The sequence below is a fragment of the Dyella sp. genome (assembly GCF_035685805.1).
GTDB lineage: Bacteria > Pseudomonadota > Gammaproteobacteria > Xanthomonadales > Rhodanobacteraceae > Dyella_A.
This window is the reverse complement of the sequence record NZ_DASSAB010000030.1, coordinates 190,192-208,800: the sequence shown is the minus strand read 5'-3', so window position 1 is coordinate 208,800 and position 18,609 is coordinate 190,192. Positions and strand designations below refer to the sequence as shown.

At 69.0% G+C, this 18,609-nt stretch carries 16 protein-coding genes; 5 read left to right on the top strand and 11 right to left on the bottom strand.

Going from position 1 to position 18,609, the window contains the following annotated elements; genetic code table 11:
• From plsB to VFG40_RS07190, 3 genes are all read right to left on the bottom strand, one after another.
• A partial coding sequence (gene plsB / locus VFG40_RS07200) for a glycerol-3-phosphate 1-O-acyltransferase PlsB (protein ID WP_324896391.1) occupies positions 1-1,608 on the bottom strand: 1,608 nt, incomplete at its 3' end.
• Positions 1,609-1,623: 15 nt separating this feature from the next.
• The gene (locus VFG40_RS07195) at positions 1,624-2,544 is read right to left on the bottom strand and encodes a hypothetical protein (RefSeq protein WP_324896389.1); all 921 of its coding nucleotides are present in this window, start codon (positions 2,542-2,544) and stop codon (positions 1,624-1,626) included.
• Positions 2,545-2,788: 244 nt separating this feature from the next.
• Positions 2,789-3,688, bottom strand: coding sequence for an HAD family acid phosphatase (locus tag VFG40_RS07190; RefSeq protein ID WP_324896387.1), 900 nt, complete (start codon positions 3,686-3,688; stop codon positions 2,789-2,791).
• Between the two features lie 135 nt (positions 3,689-3,823).
• Here VFG40_RS07190 and VFG40_RS07185 point away from each other — a divergent pair, with 135 nt between their 5' ends.
• Positions 3,824-4,861 carry an AI-2E family transporter gene (locus VFG40_RS07185; RefSeq protein WP_324896385.1) on the top strand — a complete coding sequence of 346 codons (1,038 nt, stop codon included), beginning with the start codon at positions 3,824-3,826 and terminating at the stop codon, positions 4,859-4,861.
• A gap of 30 nt (positions 4,862-4,891) precedes the next feature.
• Here the strand turns inward: VFG40_RS07185 and VFG40_RS07180 are convergent, their stop codons facing one another.
• Together VFG40_RS07180 and VFG40_RS07175 are read right to left on the bottom strand one after the other, a co-directional pair.
• Positions 4,892-6,463 (bottom strand): tetratricopeptide repeat-containing sulfotransferase family protein, encoded by a 1,572-nt coding sequence (locus VFG40_RS07180; protein ID WP_324896383.1) that lies wholly within the window; start codon positions 6,461-6,463, stop codon positions 4,892-4,894.
• A gap of 13 nt (positions 6,464-6,476) precedes the next feature.
• The gene (locus VFG40_RS07175; protein WP_324896381.1) at positions 6,477-8,456 is read right to left on the bottom strand and encodes a UvrD-helicase domain-containing protein; all 1,980 of its coding nucleotides are present in this window, start codon (positions 8,454-8,456) and stop codon (positions 6,477-6,479) included.
• Between the two features lie 106 nt (positions 8,457-8,562).
• Here VFG40_RS07175 and VFG40_RS07170 point away from each other — a divergent pair, with 106 nt between their 5' ends.
• From VFG40_RS07170 to VFG40_RS07160, 3 genes are all read left to right on the top strand, one after another.
• Positions 8,563-9,762 carry an Aq_097 family APC-type transporter gene (locus VFG40_RS07170; protein WP_324896379.1) on the top strand — a complete coding sequence of 400 codons (1,200 nt, stop codon included), beginning with the start codon at positions 8,563-8,565 and terminating at the stop codon, positions 9,760-9,762.
• A gap of 49 nt (positions 9,763-9,811) precedes the next feature.
• Positions 9,812-10,438: a thymidine kinase gene (locus tag VFG40_RS07165; RefSeq protein WP_324896377.1), complete on the top strand. Its 627-nt coding sequence runs from the start codon at positions 9,812-9,814 to the stop codon at positions 10,436-10,438.
• Between the two features lie 125 nt (positions 10,439-10,563).
• Complete coding sequence (locus tag VFG40_RS07160; RefSeq protein WP_324896375.1) at positions 10,564-11,331, top strand: hypothetical protein; 768 nt, start codon at positions 10,564-10,566, stop codon at positions 11,329-11,331.
• Positions 11,332-11,433: 102 nt separating this feature from the next.
• Here the strand turns inward: VFG40_RS07160 and mutM are convergent, their stop codons facing one another.
• The 6 genes from mutM to VFG40_RS07130 all read right to left on the bottom strand — a co-directional run bounded on the left by mutM (position 11,434) and on the right by VFG40_RS07130 (position 17,232).
• The gene (gene mutM, locus VFG40_RS07155; protein WP_324896373.1) at positions 11,434-12,261 is read right to left on the bottom strand and encodes a bifunctional DNA-formamidopyrimidine glycosylase/DNA-(apurinic or apyrimidinic site) lyase; all 828 of its coding nucleotides are present in this window, start codon (positions 12,259-12,261) and stop codon (positions 11,434-11,436) included.
• Between the two features lie 138 nt (positions 12,262-12,399).
• The gene (gene gnd / locus VFG40_RS07150; protein WP_324896371.1) at positions 12,400-13,809 is read right to left on the bottom strand and encodes an NADP-dependent phosphogluconate dehydrogenase; all 1,410 of its coding nucleotides are present in this window, start codon (positions 13,807-13,809) and stop codon (positions 12,400-12,402) included.
• Positions 13,810-13,872: 63 nt separating this feature from the next.
• The gene (locus tag VFG40_RS07145; protein ID WP_324896370.1) at positions 13,873-14,364 is read right to left on the bottom strand and encodes a hypothetical protein; all 492 of its coding nucleotides are present in this window, start codon (positions 14,362-14,364) and stop codon (positions 13,873-13,875) included.
• Positions 14,365-14,366: 2 nt separating this feature from the next.
• Positions 14,367-15,704, bottom strand: a complete 1,338-nt coding sequence (locus tag VFG40_RS07140) for a GldG family protein (RefSeq protein WP_324896368.1) — start codon at positions 15,702-15,704, stop codon at positions 14,367-14,369.
• Between the two features lie 5 nt (positions 15,705-15,709).
• A complete protein-coding gene (locus VFG40_RS07135; RefSeq protein WP_324896366.1) occupies positions 15,710-16,495 on the bottom strand; it encodes an ABC transporter permease in 786 nt (261 codons plus the stop codon).
• Positions 16,492-17,232 (bottom strand): ABC transporter ATP-binding protein, encoded by a 741-nt coding sequence (locus VFG40_RS07130; protein ID WP_324896364.1) that lies wholly within the window; start codon positions 17,230-17,232, stop codon positions 16,492-16,494. Before VFG40_RS07130 ends, VFG40_RS07135 begins: the two co-directional genes overlap by 4 nt.
• Before the next feature lie 160 nt (positions 17,233-17,392).
• Here VFG40_RS07130 and VFG40_RS07125 point away from each other — a divergent pair, with 160 nt between their 5' ends.
• A complete protein-coding gene (locus tag VFG40_RS07125; protein WP_324896362.1) occupies positions 17,393-18,586 on the top strand; it encodes a DesA family fatty acid desaturase in 1,194 nt (397 codons plus the stop codon).
• Positions 18,587-18,609: the final 23 nt, after the last annotated feature.

Sequence of the window (18,609 nt, the reverse complement as noted above, 5' to 3'; positions counted from 1 at the left end):
GATCGGGTTCACGTCGGCGGCGCGGTTGATGTTCACCTGGATCTGCTGGGCGAGGCGATCGACCACGCCGCCCAGCCACTCCGGCTTGGCGTCCGGATCGCCGCTGGACTCGCGCCACTGCGCACTGGCCGCTTCCAGCATCGGCGTCAGTTCGATCGGCTCGCCGAAGTTGAGCGCCACGTGGCCGTAGCGCTGGCGCAGCACCCTGAGTCCCTTGAGCAGGCCGAGCAGGGATTCCTTTTCCTTCGGCTGGCCGGACAGCTCGCCGATGTAGCTCTTGCCTTCCATCAGCTTCTCGTAGCCGATGTACACCGGCTGGAACAGCACCGGCCGTCGCGGCGCGCGCAGGAACGCGCGCACGGTCATCGCCAGCAGGCCCGCGCGCGGCGCCAGCAGGCGCCCGGTGCGCGAACGGCCGCCCTCGATGAAGTACTCCATCGGCACGCCGCGGTCGATCAGCTGCGCCACGTACTCGTTGAACACCACCGAGTACAGCGCGTTGCCCTTGAAGCTGCGGCGCAGGAAGAACGCGCCGCCGCGGCGCAGGATCGGCCCGATCACCGGCAGGTTGAGGTTGGCGCCCGCCGCGATATGCGGCACCACCACGCCGGAGTGATGCAGCTGGAAGCTCATCAGCAGGTAGTCGGCGTGGCTGCGGTGGCTGGGCACGTAGACCACTTCATAGCCCGGCGCCGCGGCACGGGCCTTGTCGAAGTGGTGCATGGCGATCCCGTCGTACAGCTTGTTCCAGAAGTTCGACAGCACGAACGAGGCCGAGCGCACCACCGGGTGCGAGTAGTCCGCGGCGATTTCCAGCATGAGCTTCTGCGCCCGGCGCCAGGCCTTGGCATAGGTGATCTTTTCCTTGCTGGCGGTGGCGGCGATCGCCGCGCGCACCGGCTCGGCGTTGAGCACCGCATCCACCACGGTGCGGCGGTGCGACAGGTCCGGCCCGATCACCGCGGCGCGGATGCGGCGGAAGTGCACCCGCAGCACGCGGGCGATCTTGCGCGCGAAGCGCTCCGGCGGCACCGCCGCACCGGCCTCGTCGATCGCCGCGCGCAGCGAGATCGGCGCGGAGAACTGCACCACCGTGTCGCGGCCGTTCATCAGCAGGGCGAGCAGGCGGCGGAAGTGGCCCACTACCACCCAGTTTTCCGAGAACAGCACGCGGAACCAGCCGGTGTCGCGGCTGGGTGCGCGGCCGACATAGATCGACACCGGCACGATCTGCACGTCGCGGCCGGGATCGCTCTCCAGCGCCAGCAGCAGTTGTCCGAGCGCGTCCTTGGGCGCGCGCTGGCGGTTCTTGCCCAGCAGCAGGCCGTCGTGCCGGCCCAGGGCAAACACCGAGCGCCGGCGACGGGTACCGGATAGCGGCTGCATCGGCGACGGCAGCCCGGCCTCGCGGCAGGCGCGATCGAGAATCAGCGCGTCGGACAGGCCGTCGCGCTCGATCACGTAGCACACCGGCACCCCGGGCTTGAGCAGGGCCGCCGGCTCGGCCGGGTCGCGGCGTAACTTGACCCACGGCTCCAGCAGGTGGCCGGTGAGGTTGAACCACCAGGGCGCGCGGCTGCGGTGGGGGGCGTCCGTCGTGGTTGTCATGGGCATGCGCCTATTCTACCGGCAGCCGCCCGGCGGCACCGCCGCAGCGGTCACGCCACGCTGCGCCGCCTGGTCCAGTGCCCGGCTGACCCAGCGCCCGTCGATGCGTTGCATGCGCACGGTAACTTCGAGAGGCTGCCCGGCCAGCATGTAACTCACCTGCACGATGGCTTCGTCCGCACGCTGTGTCAGCGGCGTGACGCGGGCCGAATCGAGCGCCGCGTCCACCGACAGCCCGTACAGCGCAAGCGCCCGCTTGGCCGCGGCAAGAACCGTCGAGGCCTTGGCCGCAGCCTGATCCAGGTTCAGCGCCAGCGCCTGCCGCGTGTTCTGCAACTGCAGGGTGCGCGTGGTCTCGACCGCGAGCTCGGCCAGCTGCCAGGCGCGCGCGGGGTCGAACCACGGTGCGCGACCGGCCCACGGCGCGAGCGCCGCCAGCATGGTTTCGGCATCGGCCTGCTGCGGCGGATCCAGCCAGCCGCCGGCGGCGAGGTTCCGGGTCAGCAAGGAGCGGCCGACACCGGCCAGCAGCGGCAGCTGATCGCCGTACTGCCGCTCGGCCTGGGCCAGCCGGGGTTGCCACCGGGCCGACAGCAACGCCGCGGCGCCGGGAGCGTCGGCGGCGTCCAGCGCGTGGTCGATCCACGCCTGGCGGGCTGGGGTCATCGGTACCTGCGCGAGCGCGCATGACCATGCCGCCCGCACCGCCGCGTGGCGCGACGGCGCCAGTGCCAGACGCCAGAAGCCGTTGACGTCGTTCTGGCGCAGCCGGTCGAGCGTGGCGCGCAAGGCGGTGGCCGGCGCATCGACGGCAGACGCGGCCGCGTCGTCGTCACCTCGGTGACAGCCGGCGGCTGCCAGGAAAGCTGCCAGCATCAGGCCGGTAACAAGGCGCAACGGACGTCGTGGTTGCGCGTGCGGAAGATGTGCAGACATCGCAGGTCCCCGTACAGAGGCCGCCGTGTGAAGCGGCGAACGTGCCGGCCCCGGCCGAACGCGGGCGGACAAAAGAAAACCCCGCGGGCGAGGCCTCGCGGGGCTAGTCCCGGCAGAGCCGGAAGGGAAATGGCCTTGCCTGCAGAATCTGTGGTCAGCAGCAGGTGTCGGCAACGCCATGGTAACGGCCGCGATAAGTTAAGGCAATGGATTTGTTTTGTGACGCAAGTGGCTGATTTACCTGTTACTGAAGGCGCAAGGCGTTTTCTTTCTGCCGCCGGCGCTCCTCGCGTGGCAGAGTCCAGTCGTTGTTGAACAGCGCCGGCTCCCAGCCGCCATACGTCGGGTTGGGCAGCATGAACCAGCGCGTGCCGAACCACGACAGATAGTCCGCCACTGCCTGCTCGCGGCCTGCCGCGTTGTTGGCGATGACGTCGGCGAAGTCGCCGATCTGGTCGCCGATCTGCATCAGCACGCGGTACTTGCGGCTGATCAGCTGGCGGCGACAGCCTTTCTCGGTGCCGATCTGCTCGCATCCTTCAACAAACGTGCCCAGGCCGAGAAACGCATCGGAACCGGACACCGGAAAGCCGACCTTGCGCAGGTTGTCCAGGGTGACCCGGTCCAGGTCCTTGGCGCGGTTGGAGACGAAGATCACGGCGATGCCGTGCTTGGCCGCGAACTGGGTGAACGCGACCGCGCCGGGCAGTGCACGGGCGGCTTCTTGCTGGCACCACGCGGCCCAGTCGGCCTCGTTGTACTCGCCGCCGCTCTTGATCAGGCGCGCCTGGTAGGGCGAGTTGTCCAGCGCGGTCTCGTCCACGTCCAGCACCACGGCCGGTTTGAGGCCGGCCGCAGGTGTTACGCGGTCGTCGCGGGTGAGCGCGTCCCAACGCGTGTCCTTCAGGGCGCCCAGCAGCTGCATCTGCGCGTTGCGGTAGGTCTGCAGGTAGATCAGGTCGTGCTCGATCGCGTTCTGGCTCCACACCACCGCATTGAGGTTGTCGTCCGCCGGCACGACTGGCACCGCCGTGGCCGGCACGGCCGCCGCGGCAGCGGGCGGCTTCGGCGCCTGCACGGGAGCGGTGCTGCAGCCGGCAATGAGTGCCATCGCGGCGAGCAGGGCGGGAAGGGGTGAACGCATGGGCTGATCCTGGGAAGCATGTCGACCGACGAGAATCGCGCCAGTTTACGACAGCCACATGTCGACCCGCCCGGACTGGCGAGCACCCGGCGGGACTGACAGACTGCGCTCTCCCCCCTCGCGGAAGCTCGCCCGATGGCGTCCACGCCGACCGTTCTGCCCGCGCCGCGCACTCCGGGCGCGGTCGTCTACGCCAGCTACGTGCTGACCGCGCTCGCGCTGTTGCTGGTCTTGCAGCTGCACCTGCTGCCGGCGCTGCTGGCGGGTCTGCTGGTGTACGAGCTGGTGCAGGGGATCAGCCCATTGCTGGGTCGGCGCATTCCCGGCGACCGCGCGCGCATGCTGGTGGTGGCGTTGATCGGGGTGGTGGTGGTGGGACTGATCCTGCTGCTGATCCTGGGCGTGCTCAGCCTGTTGCGCAGCGAAATCGGCAATCCGCAGGTGCTGTGGCGCGAGCAGTTGATGCCTCTGGTGGAGAAGGCGCGCCAGCAGTTGCCGCCCGCGCTCACTACCTGGATGCCCGACAGCGTGGACGAACTTCGCGTGATGGCTATGGAGCTGACCCGCAAGCACGCGGGCAGCCTGCAGCTGGTCGGCAAGGAAACGGCGCGGGTGATCCTGCACATCATCATCGGCATGGTGCTCGGTGCCATCGTCGCGCTCAGCCGCACGCGTCCGGCACACCTGTCCGCGCCGCTGTCCGCGGCGCTCTCGGCGCGGTGCCTGAAGCTGGCCGACGCGTTCCACAACATCGTGTTCGCGCAGATCAAGATCTCGCTGATCAATACCGCGTTCACGGCAATCTTCCTGCTCGGCGCGCTGCCACTGTTCGGCATCCACCTGCCGTTCGCCAAGACGCTGGTGGTGATCACCTTCGTGGTCGGCCTGCTGCCGGTGATCGGCAACCTGCTCTCGAACACCGCGGTGACGGTAGTGGGCCTGTCGGTGTCGCTGGGCGTGGGCGTCGCCGCGCTGGCGTTCCTGGTGCTCATCCACAAGCTCGAGTACTTCCTCAACGCCCGCATCGTCGGCACGCAGATCCGCGCCCGCGCCTGGGAATTGCTGATCGCGATGCTGGTGATGGAGGCGGCCTTCGGCCTGCCTGGCCTGGTCGCGGCGCCGATCTACTACGCCTACCTCAAGCGCGAGCTGGAAGCGCGCGACCTGATCTGAGCATTGGGTGGGTGATGCGCAGAGCAGTGGTCAGACGCGCACACCGCCGCCCTCGAGCACACGACGCAGGTCATCCATCGCGCTGCCATAGCGCTTCCAGCGGTCGAGCGAGTCGCGATGCAGGGTTGAGCGCACCTGCACTGCACTGGGCGTGGTGACGGGTGCCGCGTTGCGTTCGAAGTGCAGGCAGGCGTCGTCCCACGGCAGGCCGCAGAAAGCCAGCAGGCGCTCCGTCACGGCTTGCTGCCGGTCGACCAGTTCCTCGTAATCGATCGACAACAGGCGCCCCGGCAGGACCGCGCTCCAGTGCGCCATCAGGCGATCGAACTGCAGGTAGTAGCGGCCGGTGTCCTGCAGGGCCCAGGAGTAATCGAGATAAGGCGCCGACGCGGCGAACAGCTGGCGGAAGTTGCTCAGGCAGGTGTCCATCGGGTGGCGCCGCAGGCAGACGAAGCGCGCATCCGGCAGCGCCCGCGCGATGGCCCCCAGGTGCAGGAAATTGTGCGGCAGCTTGTCGGTGAAGCGCGTGTCCGCGCCAATGACCGTGCGTGCGTGCGCCAGGTAGCGCTGTCCCAGTGTCGGCCAGTCGATCGACGCCGTGCGCGCCCACGCCTGTGGATCGAGCAGGTGCGGTGTGGGCGAGCCCACGGCCTGGGCCAGGGCGTGCCCGAACGCGTGCAGTTCGCCGGCCGAGTTCACTGCGGGATGGCTCGAGATGATCCGGTCCACCAGCGTGGTGCCGCTGCGCGGCATCCCGACGACGAAGATCGGCCCAGCCGCGGGGGCGATACCGGTGGGCGGCGGCAGCGGCCCGAACGCGGCGATCACCGCGTCGATCATGGCGGCATCACGCGCCGGCTCGTAGGGGCGTGCCGGTCGTGCTGCCTGCTTGCCCGCCGCCAGGTGCGCCATGGCTTGCGGATAGTCGCCCAGATCCTCGTGTTCTTTCGCCAGCGCCAGATGGATGCAGCTGCGGGCGGCGGGATCCGTGCCGGTCTGCGGCAGTAGCGCCTGCAGCCTTGCAAGGTGGTTATGCGAGGTGCTCTGCCGGCGTACGTGGGCCAGGCTGTAATGCGCGCGCCAGTAGTGCGGCGACAGCGCGATGCATTGTTCCAGCGCCTGCTCGGCCTGGTCGAACTGGCCCAGCCCGATCAGCGCCGAGGCGCGGTTGAGCTGCAGTTGGGATCGGCCGGGTGCCAGCCCGGCGGCCTGCGAAAACGCCTCCAGCGCCAGTGCGTAATCGCCGCACTGGATCAGCACCTGGCCGAGCACGTCCAGCGACGCCGGGTCGCGTGGTGGATGCCGCGGCGCGGCCCGCGCGGCCGCGCGCGCCTGCGCTACCGCACCGGTGGCGAGCAGCGCGCGCGCGTGATGGCTGGCAAAATCCAGGCGACCGGGATCGAGCGCCACCGCTGCACCGAGCTGGGACGCCGCGGCGTCTGGCCGGCCCAGTTCGAGCAGTGCGATGCCAGCGATGAATCGCACCAGCGGATGGTCCGGCGCCGTCGCCACCAGCGGGCCGGCGAGCGCGGCCGCGCGCGGCCAGTCCATCCGGTTGAATGCATCGATCAGCGCGGCGTACGGGGCGGCGTGGCCGTTCAACGAGGGCACCGGCTCAGTCGGCCAGCATCGCGGCGATTCTGGCCATGTGCGACTCGGCGGTTTCGCGCACCACTTCCTTGTCGGCCTCCGGATCCTTGCCTTGCCAGTGCAGGTCGTCCTGCGGCAGCTCGTGCAGGAAGCGGCTGGGCTGGTTGTTGTGCACTTCGCCGTAGCGCTTGGTGCGGGCCGACCAGGACAGGGTCAGCAGCTCCTTGGCCCGGGTGATGCCCACGTACATCAACCGCCGTTCTTCATCGATGCGACCCTCATCGATGGCGCCCTCGTGCGGCAGCGTGCCGTCTTCGCAACCGACGATGAAGACGAAGCGGAACTCAAGCCCCTTGGCCGCGTGCAGCGTCATCATGCGCACCGCGTTGCCTGGCTCGTCGCGGTCGGCGTGGCTTAGCAGGGCCAGTTGCGAGGCGAGGTCGCCGGCGCTGTTGCCGCCCTTCTGCATGGCGCGGAACCAGTCGGCCAGCTCCCGCAGGTTGCCAAGCTTGCGTTCGCGCACGGCAGCGTCCGTGGTGGAAGCCGCGATTTGCGCGGCATAGCCGGTGCGGCTGAGGATCCGCTCGACCAGGTCCGCGGCGCTCTCGTGCAGCGACGCGCTGCGCAGCTCGTCCAGCAGGCTGGAAAACGAGGCCAGCGCCGCGGCTGGACGCGCCGTGAGCTGTCGCAACACGCCGTCGCTGCGGGTCGCCTCGAGCAGCGAGCAGTGCCTGGACTGGGCCATCTGGCCGAGCTTCTCCAGGGTGGTCGAGCCGATCTCGCGGCGCGGAACATTGACCACGCGCAGGAACGCGGCGTCGTCACTCGGATTGGCCAGCAGCCGCAGGTAGCACAGCAGGTCCTTCACCTCGGCGCGGTCGAGGAAGCTGAGTGCCCCGGTGAGGTGGTACGGCACGCGGGCCAGCCGCAGGGCCTTTTCCAGCGGCCGGGCCTGGAAGTTGCCGCGGTAGAGGATCGCCATGTCCTCCCAGCGCGCCTTGTGCTTCTCCGCAAGGGTGGTGGCGATGGCCGCGACGCGCTCGGCCTCGTGCTCGCCCTCCTTGCACTCGATCACCCGGATGGGGGCGCCCTCCGGGTGCTCGCTCCACAGCTTCTTCTCGTGCACGTGCGGGTTGTTGGCGATCAGCTTGTTGGCTGCGCGCAGGATTCGCCGGCCGCAACGGTAGTTCTGCTCCAGCTTGATCACCTTGAGGTTCGGCCAGTCGCGGCCGAGCTGGTCGAGGTTTTCCGGATTTGCGCCGCGCCAGGCATAGATCGACTGGTCGTCGTCGCCCACGCAGGTGATGTGCCCCTTGGGGCCTGTGAGTGCCTTGAGCAGGCGGTACTGCGCGTCGTTGGTGTCCTGGTACTCGTCCACCAGCAGGTAGCGCACCCGCTCGCGCCAGGCGTCCCGGCATTTGGCGTCCGATTCCAGGATGCGCAGCGGCAGCCGGATCAGATCGTCGAAATCGACTGCGTTGAAAGCCGCCAGGCGCTGCTGGTACAGGTCGTAGATGGTGGCGGCCTCCAGCTCCCGCGGCGCGCGGGCGGCGGCAAGGGCCTCCTGCGGCGAAAGCCCCCCGTTCTTGGCGCGGCTGAGCAGGTTGCGGATGCCCCACAGCACGTCGGGCTTCGCGCCCTTGGGCGCAAGCTCCTTGATGATGCCTTCGCTGTCGTCTGCGTCCAGCACCGAAAAGCCACGGCGCAGACCGGCACGGGCGTGCTCGATCTGCAGGAACTTCAGCCCCAGCGCGTGGAAGGTGCTGACGGTGAGCGCGCCGGCGTCCTCGGCGCTGACCAGCTTGGCCACGCGCTCGCGCATCTCGCGCGCGGCCTTGTTGGTGAAGGTGATCGCGGCGATCTTCGAGGCGGCCAGTTTCCGGCGCTGGATCAGGTGGGCGATCTTCTGGGTGATCACCGATGTCTTGCCCGAACCGGCGCCGGCGAGTACCAGCAGCGGTCCGTCGCAGTACTCGACGGCGGCCATTTGTTGCGGGTTGAGCATGGAGTATCGGCAGGCACGAACGCGCCGCGGCGCGGGCGAGCGGATGGTAGCAGAGCGCCTGCGCCCGGCCGTGTCGCTATGCTGGGTGCTTCACCCAGGGAGCTGCATGAGCCCTCGTCTCGTTGACACCCTCGCGCTGGCGGTCCTGGTGCCCGTGCTGGTCGTGCTGTGGCTGCCGCGACTGCGTCGGCGCGACAGCTGGCGCGCCACGGTAACGCCGCTGGCGTCGATCATCGGCTCGGGTTTTCTGGTGGTCGGGCCCATCCTCGCCGACGTCGCCGGGCAGGCCGCCGCCGTGGCGATGTTCGGGTTGTGCGCACTCGCGTGGCTGTTCGGCAGCGCGATCCGCTTCAACATCCTGCACGCCGAGCCGCTCGCGTCCAGCCACCGCCGCGTCGGATTGCTGCGGCTCGACCGCGCCGCCGGTGCGTGCCTGGCGCTGGCGTATTTCATCTCGGTGGCCTACTACCTGAACCTGCTCGGCGCGTTCCTGCTGCGCGGCGTGGGGCGGGTGGACCCGACCCTCGCGCGCGCCATCACCACGGCGATCCTGTTCGGACTGGCCGCGCTGGGCTGGCGACGAGGGTTCCGCGGAGTGGAGCGTCTCGAGATCCCGGCGGTGAGCTTCAAGCTCGCGGTGATCGCCGGGGTGCTCGCGGCACTGGCCGGCGTGTGGCCGGCAGCGCCCGCCACACATCCACTGCCGCCGCACGGTGCGCGTCCCGGATGGCACGAACTGCGCGTCCTGCTCGGCTGCGTGATCCTGGTGCAGGGTTTCGAGACCTCGCGTTTTCTCGGCGCCAGCTACCCGGCCGCGCTGCGCGTGCGCAGCATGCGCTGGGCACAGCTGCTGTCGACCGTCATCTACGTGGCCTTCATCGTGCTGCTGTTGCCTCACGTGCCGCCGGGCCACGGCGTGGGGATGGAAGAAACCGAGATCATCGATATCGTCGGGCGCCTGTCGATGTCGCTGGGGCCGCTGCTGGTGCTGGCGGCAATCGCTTCGCAGCTGTCGGCGGCGGTGGCCGACCTGGGCGGCGCCGGCGGGCTGCTGGCGGAGTTGAGTCCGCAGATGACGCCGCCACGCGCCTATCTTGCCGTCGCCGTGGTGGCGACCGCGCTGACGTGGAGCGCCAACGTGTTCGGCATCATCGCGATCGCCAGTCGCGCCTTCGCCGTCTACTACGCGTTGCAGTGCGTGCTCGCCGCGGCGCTGGCGCGCGACCTGCCGCTGCGCCGGGCGGCGTATGCGGCGGGCGCGGCACTGGCGGTCATGGTGGTGCTGTTCGGACTGCCGGCAGGCTAGGGCGAGCGTGTCCGTTACCATGCACGGTCGATCCCGCTGACCCACCGCCATGGCCAAGCTCTATTTCTATTACTCGGCAATGAACGCCGGCAAGACCACCACGCTGCTGCAGAGCGCGTACAACTACCACGAGCGCGGCATGCGCACGCTCATCCTCACGCCGGCGCTGGATAACCGCTTCGGCGAGGGCGTGGTCGCATCGCGGATCGGCCTGAAGGCCAACGCGCGACGGTTCAGCGGTGAGGAGAACCTGTTCACGATGGTGGAGCAGGACATCGGTGCGCGCGGGGCGCTGCACTGCGTGTTCGTGGACGAGGCGCAGTTCCTTTCCAAGGCGCAGGTGTGGCAGATCAGCGATGTGGTCGACCGGCTGAACATCCCGGTGCTGGCGTACGGCCTTCGCACGGACTTTCGCGGCGAACTGTTCGAGGGCAGCCGGCACTTGTTGGCATGGGCGGACAACCTCGAGGAGATCAAGACCATCTGCCACACCGGTCGCAAGGCGACCATGGTGGTGCGGGTGGACGAGCGCGGTCGCGCGGTGACCGAGGGGCCGCAGGTGGAGATCGGCGGCAACGACCGCTATGTGTCCGTCAGCCGTGCCGAGTTCAAGCACATCACCGAAGGGCGTGGCAGCATTGAGCTGCAGCAGCCGGTGCTGCCGCTGGGCGAATAGACCGCCCCCGCGCCGATGCCTATGCTCCATCTCGACATGCCAGGGCGCAGCATCGGCGGCCGCCCGGTTTCCATCGCACGCCGGCTCCGCTCCGTCGCCGTCACGCCCACACTTCAGGATGCCTCATGACCTTGCCGATCACGTTTCCCGCCTGGCAGCGCCCGCACTGGCAGCCCAGCGACGAAGAGATCGTTCTGCAGTTCTACGTGTTCGGCAAGTTCGACGCGGTGCGCGTGCCTTCGTTGCCTTACGGCAGTGCCGGCCTGCCGGCAGGGATCGAGTCGACCAACCACTTCCACCACGCGTTGCGCGCGTGGGACGGCTATCCGCTGAAAGGCGCGATGGGCAAGCTGTTCAAGGAGGAGTCGCCGCAGGCTTACCAACGCGCTGTGGATGCGGCGGAGGTGCTGGTAGTGCGCGGCACGATCAAGGACGCCGCGGACACCGGCTACCTGCGCGACGTGATGGGCGTGCTGGCCGGCCTGCTGGACATCGGTGGCGTGGCGATCCTCGATCCGCAGATCGTGAGCCTGTTCGACGCCGACAGCTGGCGCCGACGCTATCTGGTGCCCGATGGCGCTCCGATCCGCAGTCATCTGCTGATCCTGCGCGACGGCGAGTCCGAGCCAGGCCGCTCGTGGATACACACCCGCGGCCTGCGCAAGTTCGGGCGGCCCGACATCAGCCTGCGCAATGTGCCGGACAACGCGGCCAACCATGCCGGCCTGCTCTGCGAGAAGCTGGTGGAACTGGAGGCGCTCGGCGGCCACTTCGTCGATGGTCAGCCGCTGGAGGCCGAAGGCCTGCCGGACGGTTTTGTCGCCCGCGTGGGCGGCAGCCTGGAAGATCCGCACTTCAACAACACGTTCGTGGAGTTCCGCTGGCCGGTGTGAGCGTCGTCACGCCGGCCGATCGGCAGGCGTGGCGCCCCGTGCACGAACCCGGGCGGCGCGCCGGCCAACCGCTTGCCTGCGCCTCCCGCGTTGATGACCGGCTCAATGCTGGCAGTGCGGGCACCAGAAGGTGGAGCGCTGCCCCAGCACGGCCTGTCGGACCGGCGCGGCGCAGGTCCGACAAGGCTCGCCCGCCCGACCGTAGACGTTGAGCTCGCGGAAGAAGTAGCCCGGTGCGCCGTCGGGGTTGAGAAAGTCGCGCAGCGTGGTGCCACCGCGCTCGATCGCCCAGGCGAGGATGCGCTTCACTTCGACGGCAAGCCGCGCGTAGCGTGCGCGTGAGACTTTGCCAGCCGGTGTGCGCGGGTGAATGCCGGCGGCGAACAGTGCCTCGCTGGCGTAGATGTTGCCCACCCCGACCACCACCGCGTTGTCCATCAGGAACAGTTTCACCGCCACCTTGCGGCCGCGCGAGGCGTGCCAGAGCAGGTCGCCGTCGAACGCGTCGGTGAGTGGCTCCGGCCCCAGCGCCGCGAGCAACGGGTGGGTTTCGCCCGGCCACTGCCACAGCAGGCAGCCAAAGCGGCGCGGGTCGGTGAAACGCAGGACGCGCTCGGCCCTGCCGGTTTCGGCAGCGATGCCGATGTCGACGTGGTCGTGCGGGCCGAGCGGTGCGTCCGGTGGCAGCACCCGCAGAACGCCGCTCATGCCCAGGTGCAGCAGCGCGCTGCCGATCTCGGTGCGCAGCAGCAGGTATTTCGCGCGCCGCTCGACCGACTCGATCATCTGCCCCGGCAGCAGCCGCGCCACTTCGGCCGGAATCGGCCAGCGCAGGTCCGGCCGGCGCAGGGTCACTGCACCGATGCGCCGCCCGACCAGATGCGGGGCGATGCCTCGGCGGGTGGTTTCGACCTCGGGGAGTTCAGGCATGGCTTGGAGCTCACGTAGTCATGGAGCCATCCCCGTCATCCCGGCGGAAGCCGGAATCCAGCGACCCGGTCCCCCGGGAAGTGACCCGGGAACCGGCTTTCGCCGCGATGGCGGTTGGGGGTTGCGGAAGGTGCCTGGTCAACTCCAGTCCGCATGGAAGCTGCCTTCGCGGTCCACCCGCTCGAAGGTGTGCGCGCCGAACAGGTCGCGCTGGGCCTGGATCAAATTGGCCGGCAGGCGGGCGGTGCGGTAGCCGTCGTAGTAGGCGATGGCCGAGGCGAAGCAGGGTACCGGTACCCCGGCATGGATCGCGGTGGTCAGCACATCGCGCAGGGCGGCTTGGTATTCCTGGGCCACCTTGGCGAACGCCGGCGCCAGCAGCAGGTTGGCCAGCGACGGGTCATGGTGGAATGCGCGGGTAATGTCTTCCAGGAAACGGGCGCGGATGATGCAGCCGCCGCGCCAGATGCTGGCGATGGTGCCGTAGTCCAGGTTCCAGTCGTATTCGCTGGAGGCGGCGCGCAGCTGGGCGAAGCCCTGCGCGTAGGAGACGATCTTGCTCAGGTACAGCGCACGGCGCACCGACTCGATGAAGGCGTCGCGGTCGCCGCTGAACCCCTTGGCGGCCGGCCCGGTGAGCTGCTTGCTGGCGGCGACGCGCTCGTCCTTCAGCGAAGACAGCACGCGGGCGAACACCGACTCGGTGATCAGCGGCAGCGGCACGCCGAGATCCAGCGCGCTCTGGCTGGTCCACTTGCCGGTGCCCTTCTGCGCGGCGCGGTCGAGGATCACGTCGACCAGCGCCTTGTCGGTGTCGGCGTCCTGCTTGCCGAAGATCTGCGCGGTGATCTCGATCAGGTAGCTGTCCAGCTCGCCGGCGTTCCAGTCGCGGTAGACCCTGGCCAGCTCGGCATTGGACATGCCGAGCACGCTTTTCAGCACCGCGTAGCTTTCGGCGATCAACTGCATGTCGCCGTATTCGATGCCGTTGTGCACCATCTTCACGTAGTGACCGGCGCCGCCCGGGCCCATGTACGCCACGCACGGCTCGCCGTCGGGTGCGCGGGCGGCGATCTGGTTGAGGATCGGCGCGACCAGGTCGTAGGCGTCGCGCGGACCGCCGGGCATGATCGACGGCCCGTGCAGGGCGCCTTCCTCGCCACCGGACACGCCGGTGCCGATGAAGTGCAGGCCGGCATCGGCCAACTCCCTGGAGCGGCGGATGGTGTCGGTGAACAGCGTATTGCCGCCGTCGATCAGGATGTCGCCCTCATCCAGCAGTGGCTTGAGCGTGGCGATGGTGTCGTCGGTGGGCTTGCCGGCCTTGACCATGAGCAGGATGCGGCGCGGCGTCTGCAGCGAATCGACAAATTCCTGCGGCGAGAAGGTCGGCACCAGCTTCGCGTCCGGATAATCGGCTACGACTTCGTCGGTCTTCTCGCGGCTGCGGTTGTAGATCGACACCGCGTGGCCGCGGCTTTCGATATTGAGGGCCAGATTGCGGCCCATGACGGCCATGCCGACAACGCCGATCGCCTGCTTGCTCATGGTGCGTGCTCCGAAACGTGGTGCGACCGATATGGGGAGTGCAGACGGTCAGGCAAGCGCGGATCAGTCCGCCTGCACCGCCTCGGCGCGCGATGGCCGCGGCGTGTAGCGGGCGGAGACCAGCGCCACGCGTTGGCCCACCTGCACGTAGCGCAGCGGGCCGGTCACAGAGGTGTCGCCGAAGCGCAGCGTCTGCTGGTCCAGCTGCAAGATGGCCATGGGCGGCGACAGACCGATCTGTGCCGGCTTGAAATCTGCCAGTAGCCGCCAGCTCGCCACCGGTGCCGCGGCGTATCCGGCCAGTTCGCCCAGTCGCCCGTCATCGGCGGGCACGGGCGGCCCATCGACACGCCACCAGTGGCCGTCGCGCTTCGTGTAGTGCTCGGTGCCATGCCCGGGCAGGCTCAGCGCGATATGGTCGATTGCCTCGGGCGTCTTATCCAGCAACGTGCCCGGAGCGGCGGCCGCATCGCGCTGCCATTGCCACAGGGCCAGCGAGCCGAGCACCACGGTGCCCAGCAGCAACGCGAGTCGCTGGCGTGCGCTGCGGCGCATCGTCAGCGCCGCCGCCTGCGCCAGACGATCCAGCCGCCCAGTGCCAGCAGCAGCAGCGGCAGGCCGGCGAGGAAGCCGAGGCTGGCGGCGTTCAACTCGCCCTGCGACAGGCGCAGGAAACGATCCGGTGCGCCGCGCGGCGGCAGGTTCACCAGCGCGTCGTCGCCAAGCAGCCAGTCGAACACCCGCTCGCCCAGCGCGCGGTTGCCGCCGTTGCCCAGGTAGGTGTTGGACAGGAAGTCGCCATCGCCGATCACCACGGCGCGCTGTTCGCTCTTGTCCGGGCTTGGCGAGAGGCGCGTCAGCGCAAAGCCGAACTCGAGCGGCCGCCCGGGCAGGGTGTCACTCTGGTTGCCGACCTCCACGCGCCCCTGCGGGCCGCTGCGCAGGAACGGCGTCACCGACCAGTCCGAACGGCTGAGCGGCGCCAGCGCGGCGACTTCGGGGAACAGCGTGGTCAGGGTCAGGCCGCGGGTGATGGCGTGCGCCGGATAGTCGCCCAGCGCAAGCATGTGCGGGTCGTTCAGCCCGAGCGCGGCGGCGGAGCGGTCGGTCAGCACGCCGGGCAGCGCGCCGATGCCCAGCAGCTCGGCCAGCGGCCGCAGGCCCAGCGGATCCTGCAGCGCGGCGTCACGCGCGGGCTCGGTGAGCCACAGCAGGTTGCCGCCATCGCGCACGTAATCGACCAGTTCCTTCACGCCCCCCGGGGCGAGCGCCGCGGTGGGGCTGGCCAGCACGACCAGGTCGGTGTGCTGCGGCACCGCGCTGACCTGAGCGAAATTGAGTGGCACCGCCCGCATCCCGCGGCTTTCCAGTTGCGCAATGAAGGTGCCCATGTCCGCGTTGGCCTGGCCGTCGGCTCGTCGTTCGCCGTCGCCGCTGACAAACGCCACGATGCGCTCGCCGCCCCGCGCCAACCGCTCCAGCGCGTTGCTCATCGGGCCTTCGGAAGAAAGATCGTCCAGCCGCTGCTCATGGCCCTTGTAGTGAATAAGCAACTCGCCGTCGACGGTGATGCCCAGCTCGCGCATGGCGCCCGGATCCAGCTGCGGATCGACGAAGCGCAGCGTGATGTCGGGCTTGACCCGCTGGTAGCGCTGCACGAAGTTCGCGATGGTCTGGCGCAGGCTGCCCTGTGGACTGGCGTAGCTGACGATCTCGACCGGGCCGTCCAGCTGTGCGAGCACGGCACGGCTCTCGCGCGACAGGCTGGCGCGCCCGCCGTGGGTCCAGTCGGCGACGTACTGGTAGCGGACCGACAGGTAAGCGGCCGCAGCGGTCGCCGCCAGCAGCAGCAACGCGATCAGCCAGCCATCGAGCCGCCGCAGGGTACGGTGCATGGTCATCAGCCGCGCCCCCGTTCAGCGCCCAGGCGTTGCGTGGCCAGCGCCAGCGCCAGCGCACCGATCAGCACGAACCACAGCACGTCGCCGGTGGCGACCAGTCCGCGCAGCAGCGGCTCCAGATGGGTGCCCAGCGCCAGCCACTGGATCACGCCACTGTCCACGCCGGCCGCCTGAGCGCCCAGGTTGATGCAGCAAAGCCCCAGCGCGAGCGCCAGGCTGGCGGTGGCTGCAATGGCCGGATGCGAGGCGAACGTGGAGCACGCCACGCCGATCGCCGCGAGCATCGCCAGCAGCAGCACCAGGCCCAGCGTGGCGGCCGCCAGCTTGCCCCAGTCCAGCGTGGTGGCGTGGGCCAGCGACAGCGGCATCAACAGCGCCAGCGCCAGCCAGAGCACCAGCCAGGCAAGTACGGCCGTGTACTTGCCCAGCACGATGCGTGCGGGCGACAGGCCGCTGGACAGCAGCAGCGGCAGCGTGCCATTGCCGCGTTCGCCGGCCACGCTGGACATGGTCAGCAACGGCACCACGAACAACGCCAGCTCGACCAGCCCGAACGGCACCAGCCCGCCGGTGAACAGGCTGCTCAACAGCGGCACGGCCACCAGATCGGTGTAGCCGGGGCCGGCGGGCAGCGCCGCAAGCTTCACCTGGGCACCGAGGAAGTTGCCCAGCAGCAGCACGAAGCGCCAGGCCAGCTCGCCGAGCGTGAGCGCACCCAGCACCCAGCCGAGCGGCCGCACGAACAGTCGGCGCCATTCCAGGCGCACCAACGCGGCAGCACTCATGCGGCGACGCTCCGGCCGTGCATGGCGATGTCGAAGAACTGCTGCTCCAGCGCCTGCGCGCCCGCGTCTTCCACCGGACCGGCGTAGCGCAGTTGGCCCTGATGCAGGATCGCCACGCGGGTGCACACCGCGGTGACCTCGTTCAGCAGATGGGTCGACAGGATCACCGTCGTACCCGCGGCGGCCTCGTCGCGGATCAGCTGGCGCAGCGCCGCCACCTGCACCGGATCGAGCGCGTTGGCCGGCTCGTCGAGCACCAGCAGCGCGGGCTTGTGCAGCAACGCGCAGCCCAGGCCCAGGCGCTGCCGCTGCCCTTGGGACAGCAACCCGGCGAGGCGCGGGGCGATGTCGCTAAGTTCCAGCCGCTGCACGATGGTTTCACACGCCTGGCGCAGGACGCTGCCGTTCAGGTTGCGCAGCCGCCCGTGCGCCTGCAGATGCTCCAGCACGGTCAGTTCCTGCCACAGCGGGGCACGCTCGGGCAGCCAGCCGACCATCGTTCGGGCAAGGCCGGGGTGCTCCACGAAGTCCTGTCCGTTCAGGCGGATCGTGCCGCTATCGGGACGCATCGCCCCGGCAATCATGCTCAATGTCGTCGATTTGCCCGCCCCATTGACCCCCAGCAGGCCAAGCACCTCGCCCCGCCCGAGGCTGAGGCACAGATCCTGCACGGCCATTCGGCCGGCGCGGTGGCGGGTGAGGCGATCGATCTGCAACAGCGGTGGCGACGTGTTCATTGCCTGATTGTCATCGCGCCCCCACTTTCTAACAACCGGCGCGTACTTTCGAGAGCGAGAACGGGTCGATGTCGTGCGGGACGCCCTGAGCGTCGGCCGTGCTGGTGGGTACGGACACCCTGCACTAGACTGTTTTCAATCACATAGAGACGTATTCGATATGCCGGACGCCGTACTCACCTTCCTGTCCAACGGGCTGGCCCACATGACGTGGGGCAGCAAGTTGATCTACATGCTGGTGGTCACCCAGCTCACCATCTTTACCGTGACGATCTACTACCACCGCTGCCAGACGCATCGGGGTGTGGACCTGCATCCGATCATCCAGCACTTCTTCCGCTTCTGGGGCTGGCTGACCACGGGCATGGTGACCAAGGAGTGGGTCGCGATCCACCGCAAGCACCACGCGAAGGTGGAAACCGCCGACGATCCGCACAGCCCGATGATCTACGGCATCAAGAAGGTGTTCTGGGACGGCGTGTCGCTGTATCGCGATGCCTCCGAGAACAAGCAGGACATGGAGCAGTACGGCCGCGGCACGCCGGACGACTGGCTCGAGCGCAACGTCTACGGAGGTCACCCGTATTGGGGGCCGACCCTGATGCTGTTCATCAGCTTCGCGCTGTTCGGCGTGATCGGCGTGGCGATGTGGGCGGTGCAGATGATCTGGATCCCGTTCTGGGCGGCCGGCTTCGTCAATGGCATCGGCCACTGGGCCGGCTACCGCAATTTCGAGAGCGCCGACACCGCGCGCAACCTGATTCCCTGGGGTTTCTGGATTGGCGGCGAAGAGCTGCACAACAACCATCACGCCTTCCCCAGCTCGGCCAAGTTCGCCCTGCGCAAGTGGGAGTTCGATATCGGCTGGGCGGTGATCTGCGGCCTGCGTGCCGTGGGCCTGGCCAAGGTGCTGCGCGTGGCCCCGGCGCTTAACGTTCGCCCGAACGTGAGCCTGCCGGATGCCGAGACGCTCAAGGGCGTGCTGACGCATCGGTTCCAGGCGATGACCGACTACTACCGCGACGTCATCGTGCCGACCATGCGCGACGAGGCCCAGCATGCCGGCGAAAGCATCAAGTCGATGCCGCGCCGCGTGCGCCGCGCGCTCGCGGACGGCGGGCGCTGGCTCGACAACGAGGGTCACGACAAGCTGCAGGCCGTGCTGGCCAAGCGCCCCACCCTGCGCACCGTGTTCGACTTCCGCAGCCGGCTGGCCGCACTGATGGATCAGCGTGGCGCCGAGCAGACGCTCAAGAGCCTGCAGCAGTGGATCGCCGAGGCCGAGCAGAGCGGTATCCGCTCGCTGCAGGATTTCGCCGCCCGCCTGAAAGGGTACGCTGTCGGCTCCGCCTGACGCGGGCGGTTGCAGTAATCGAG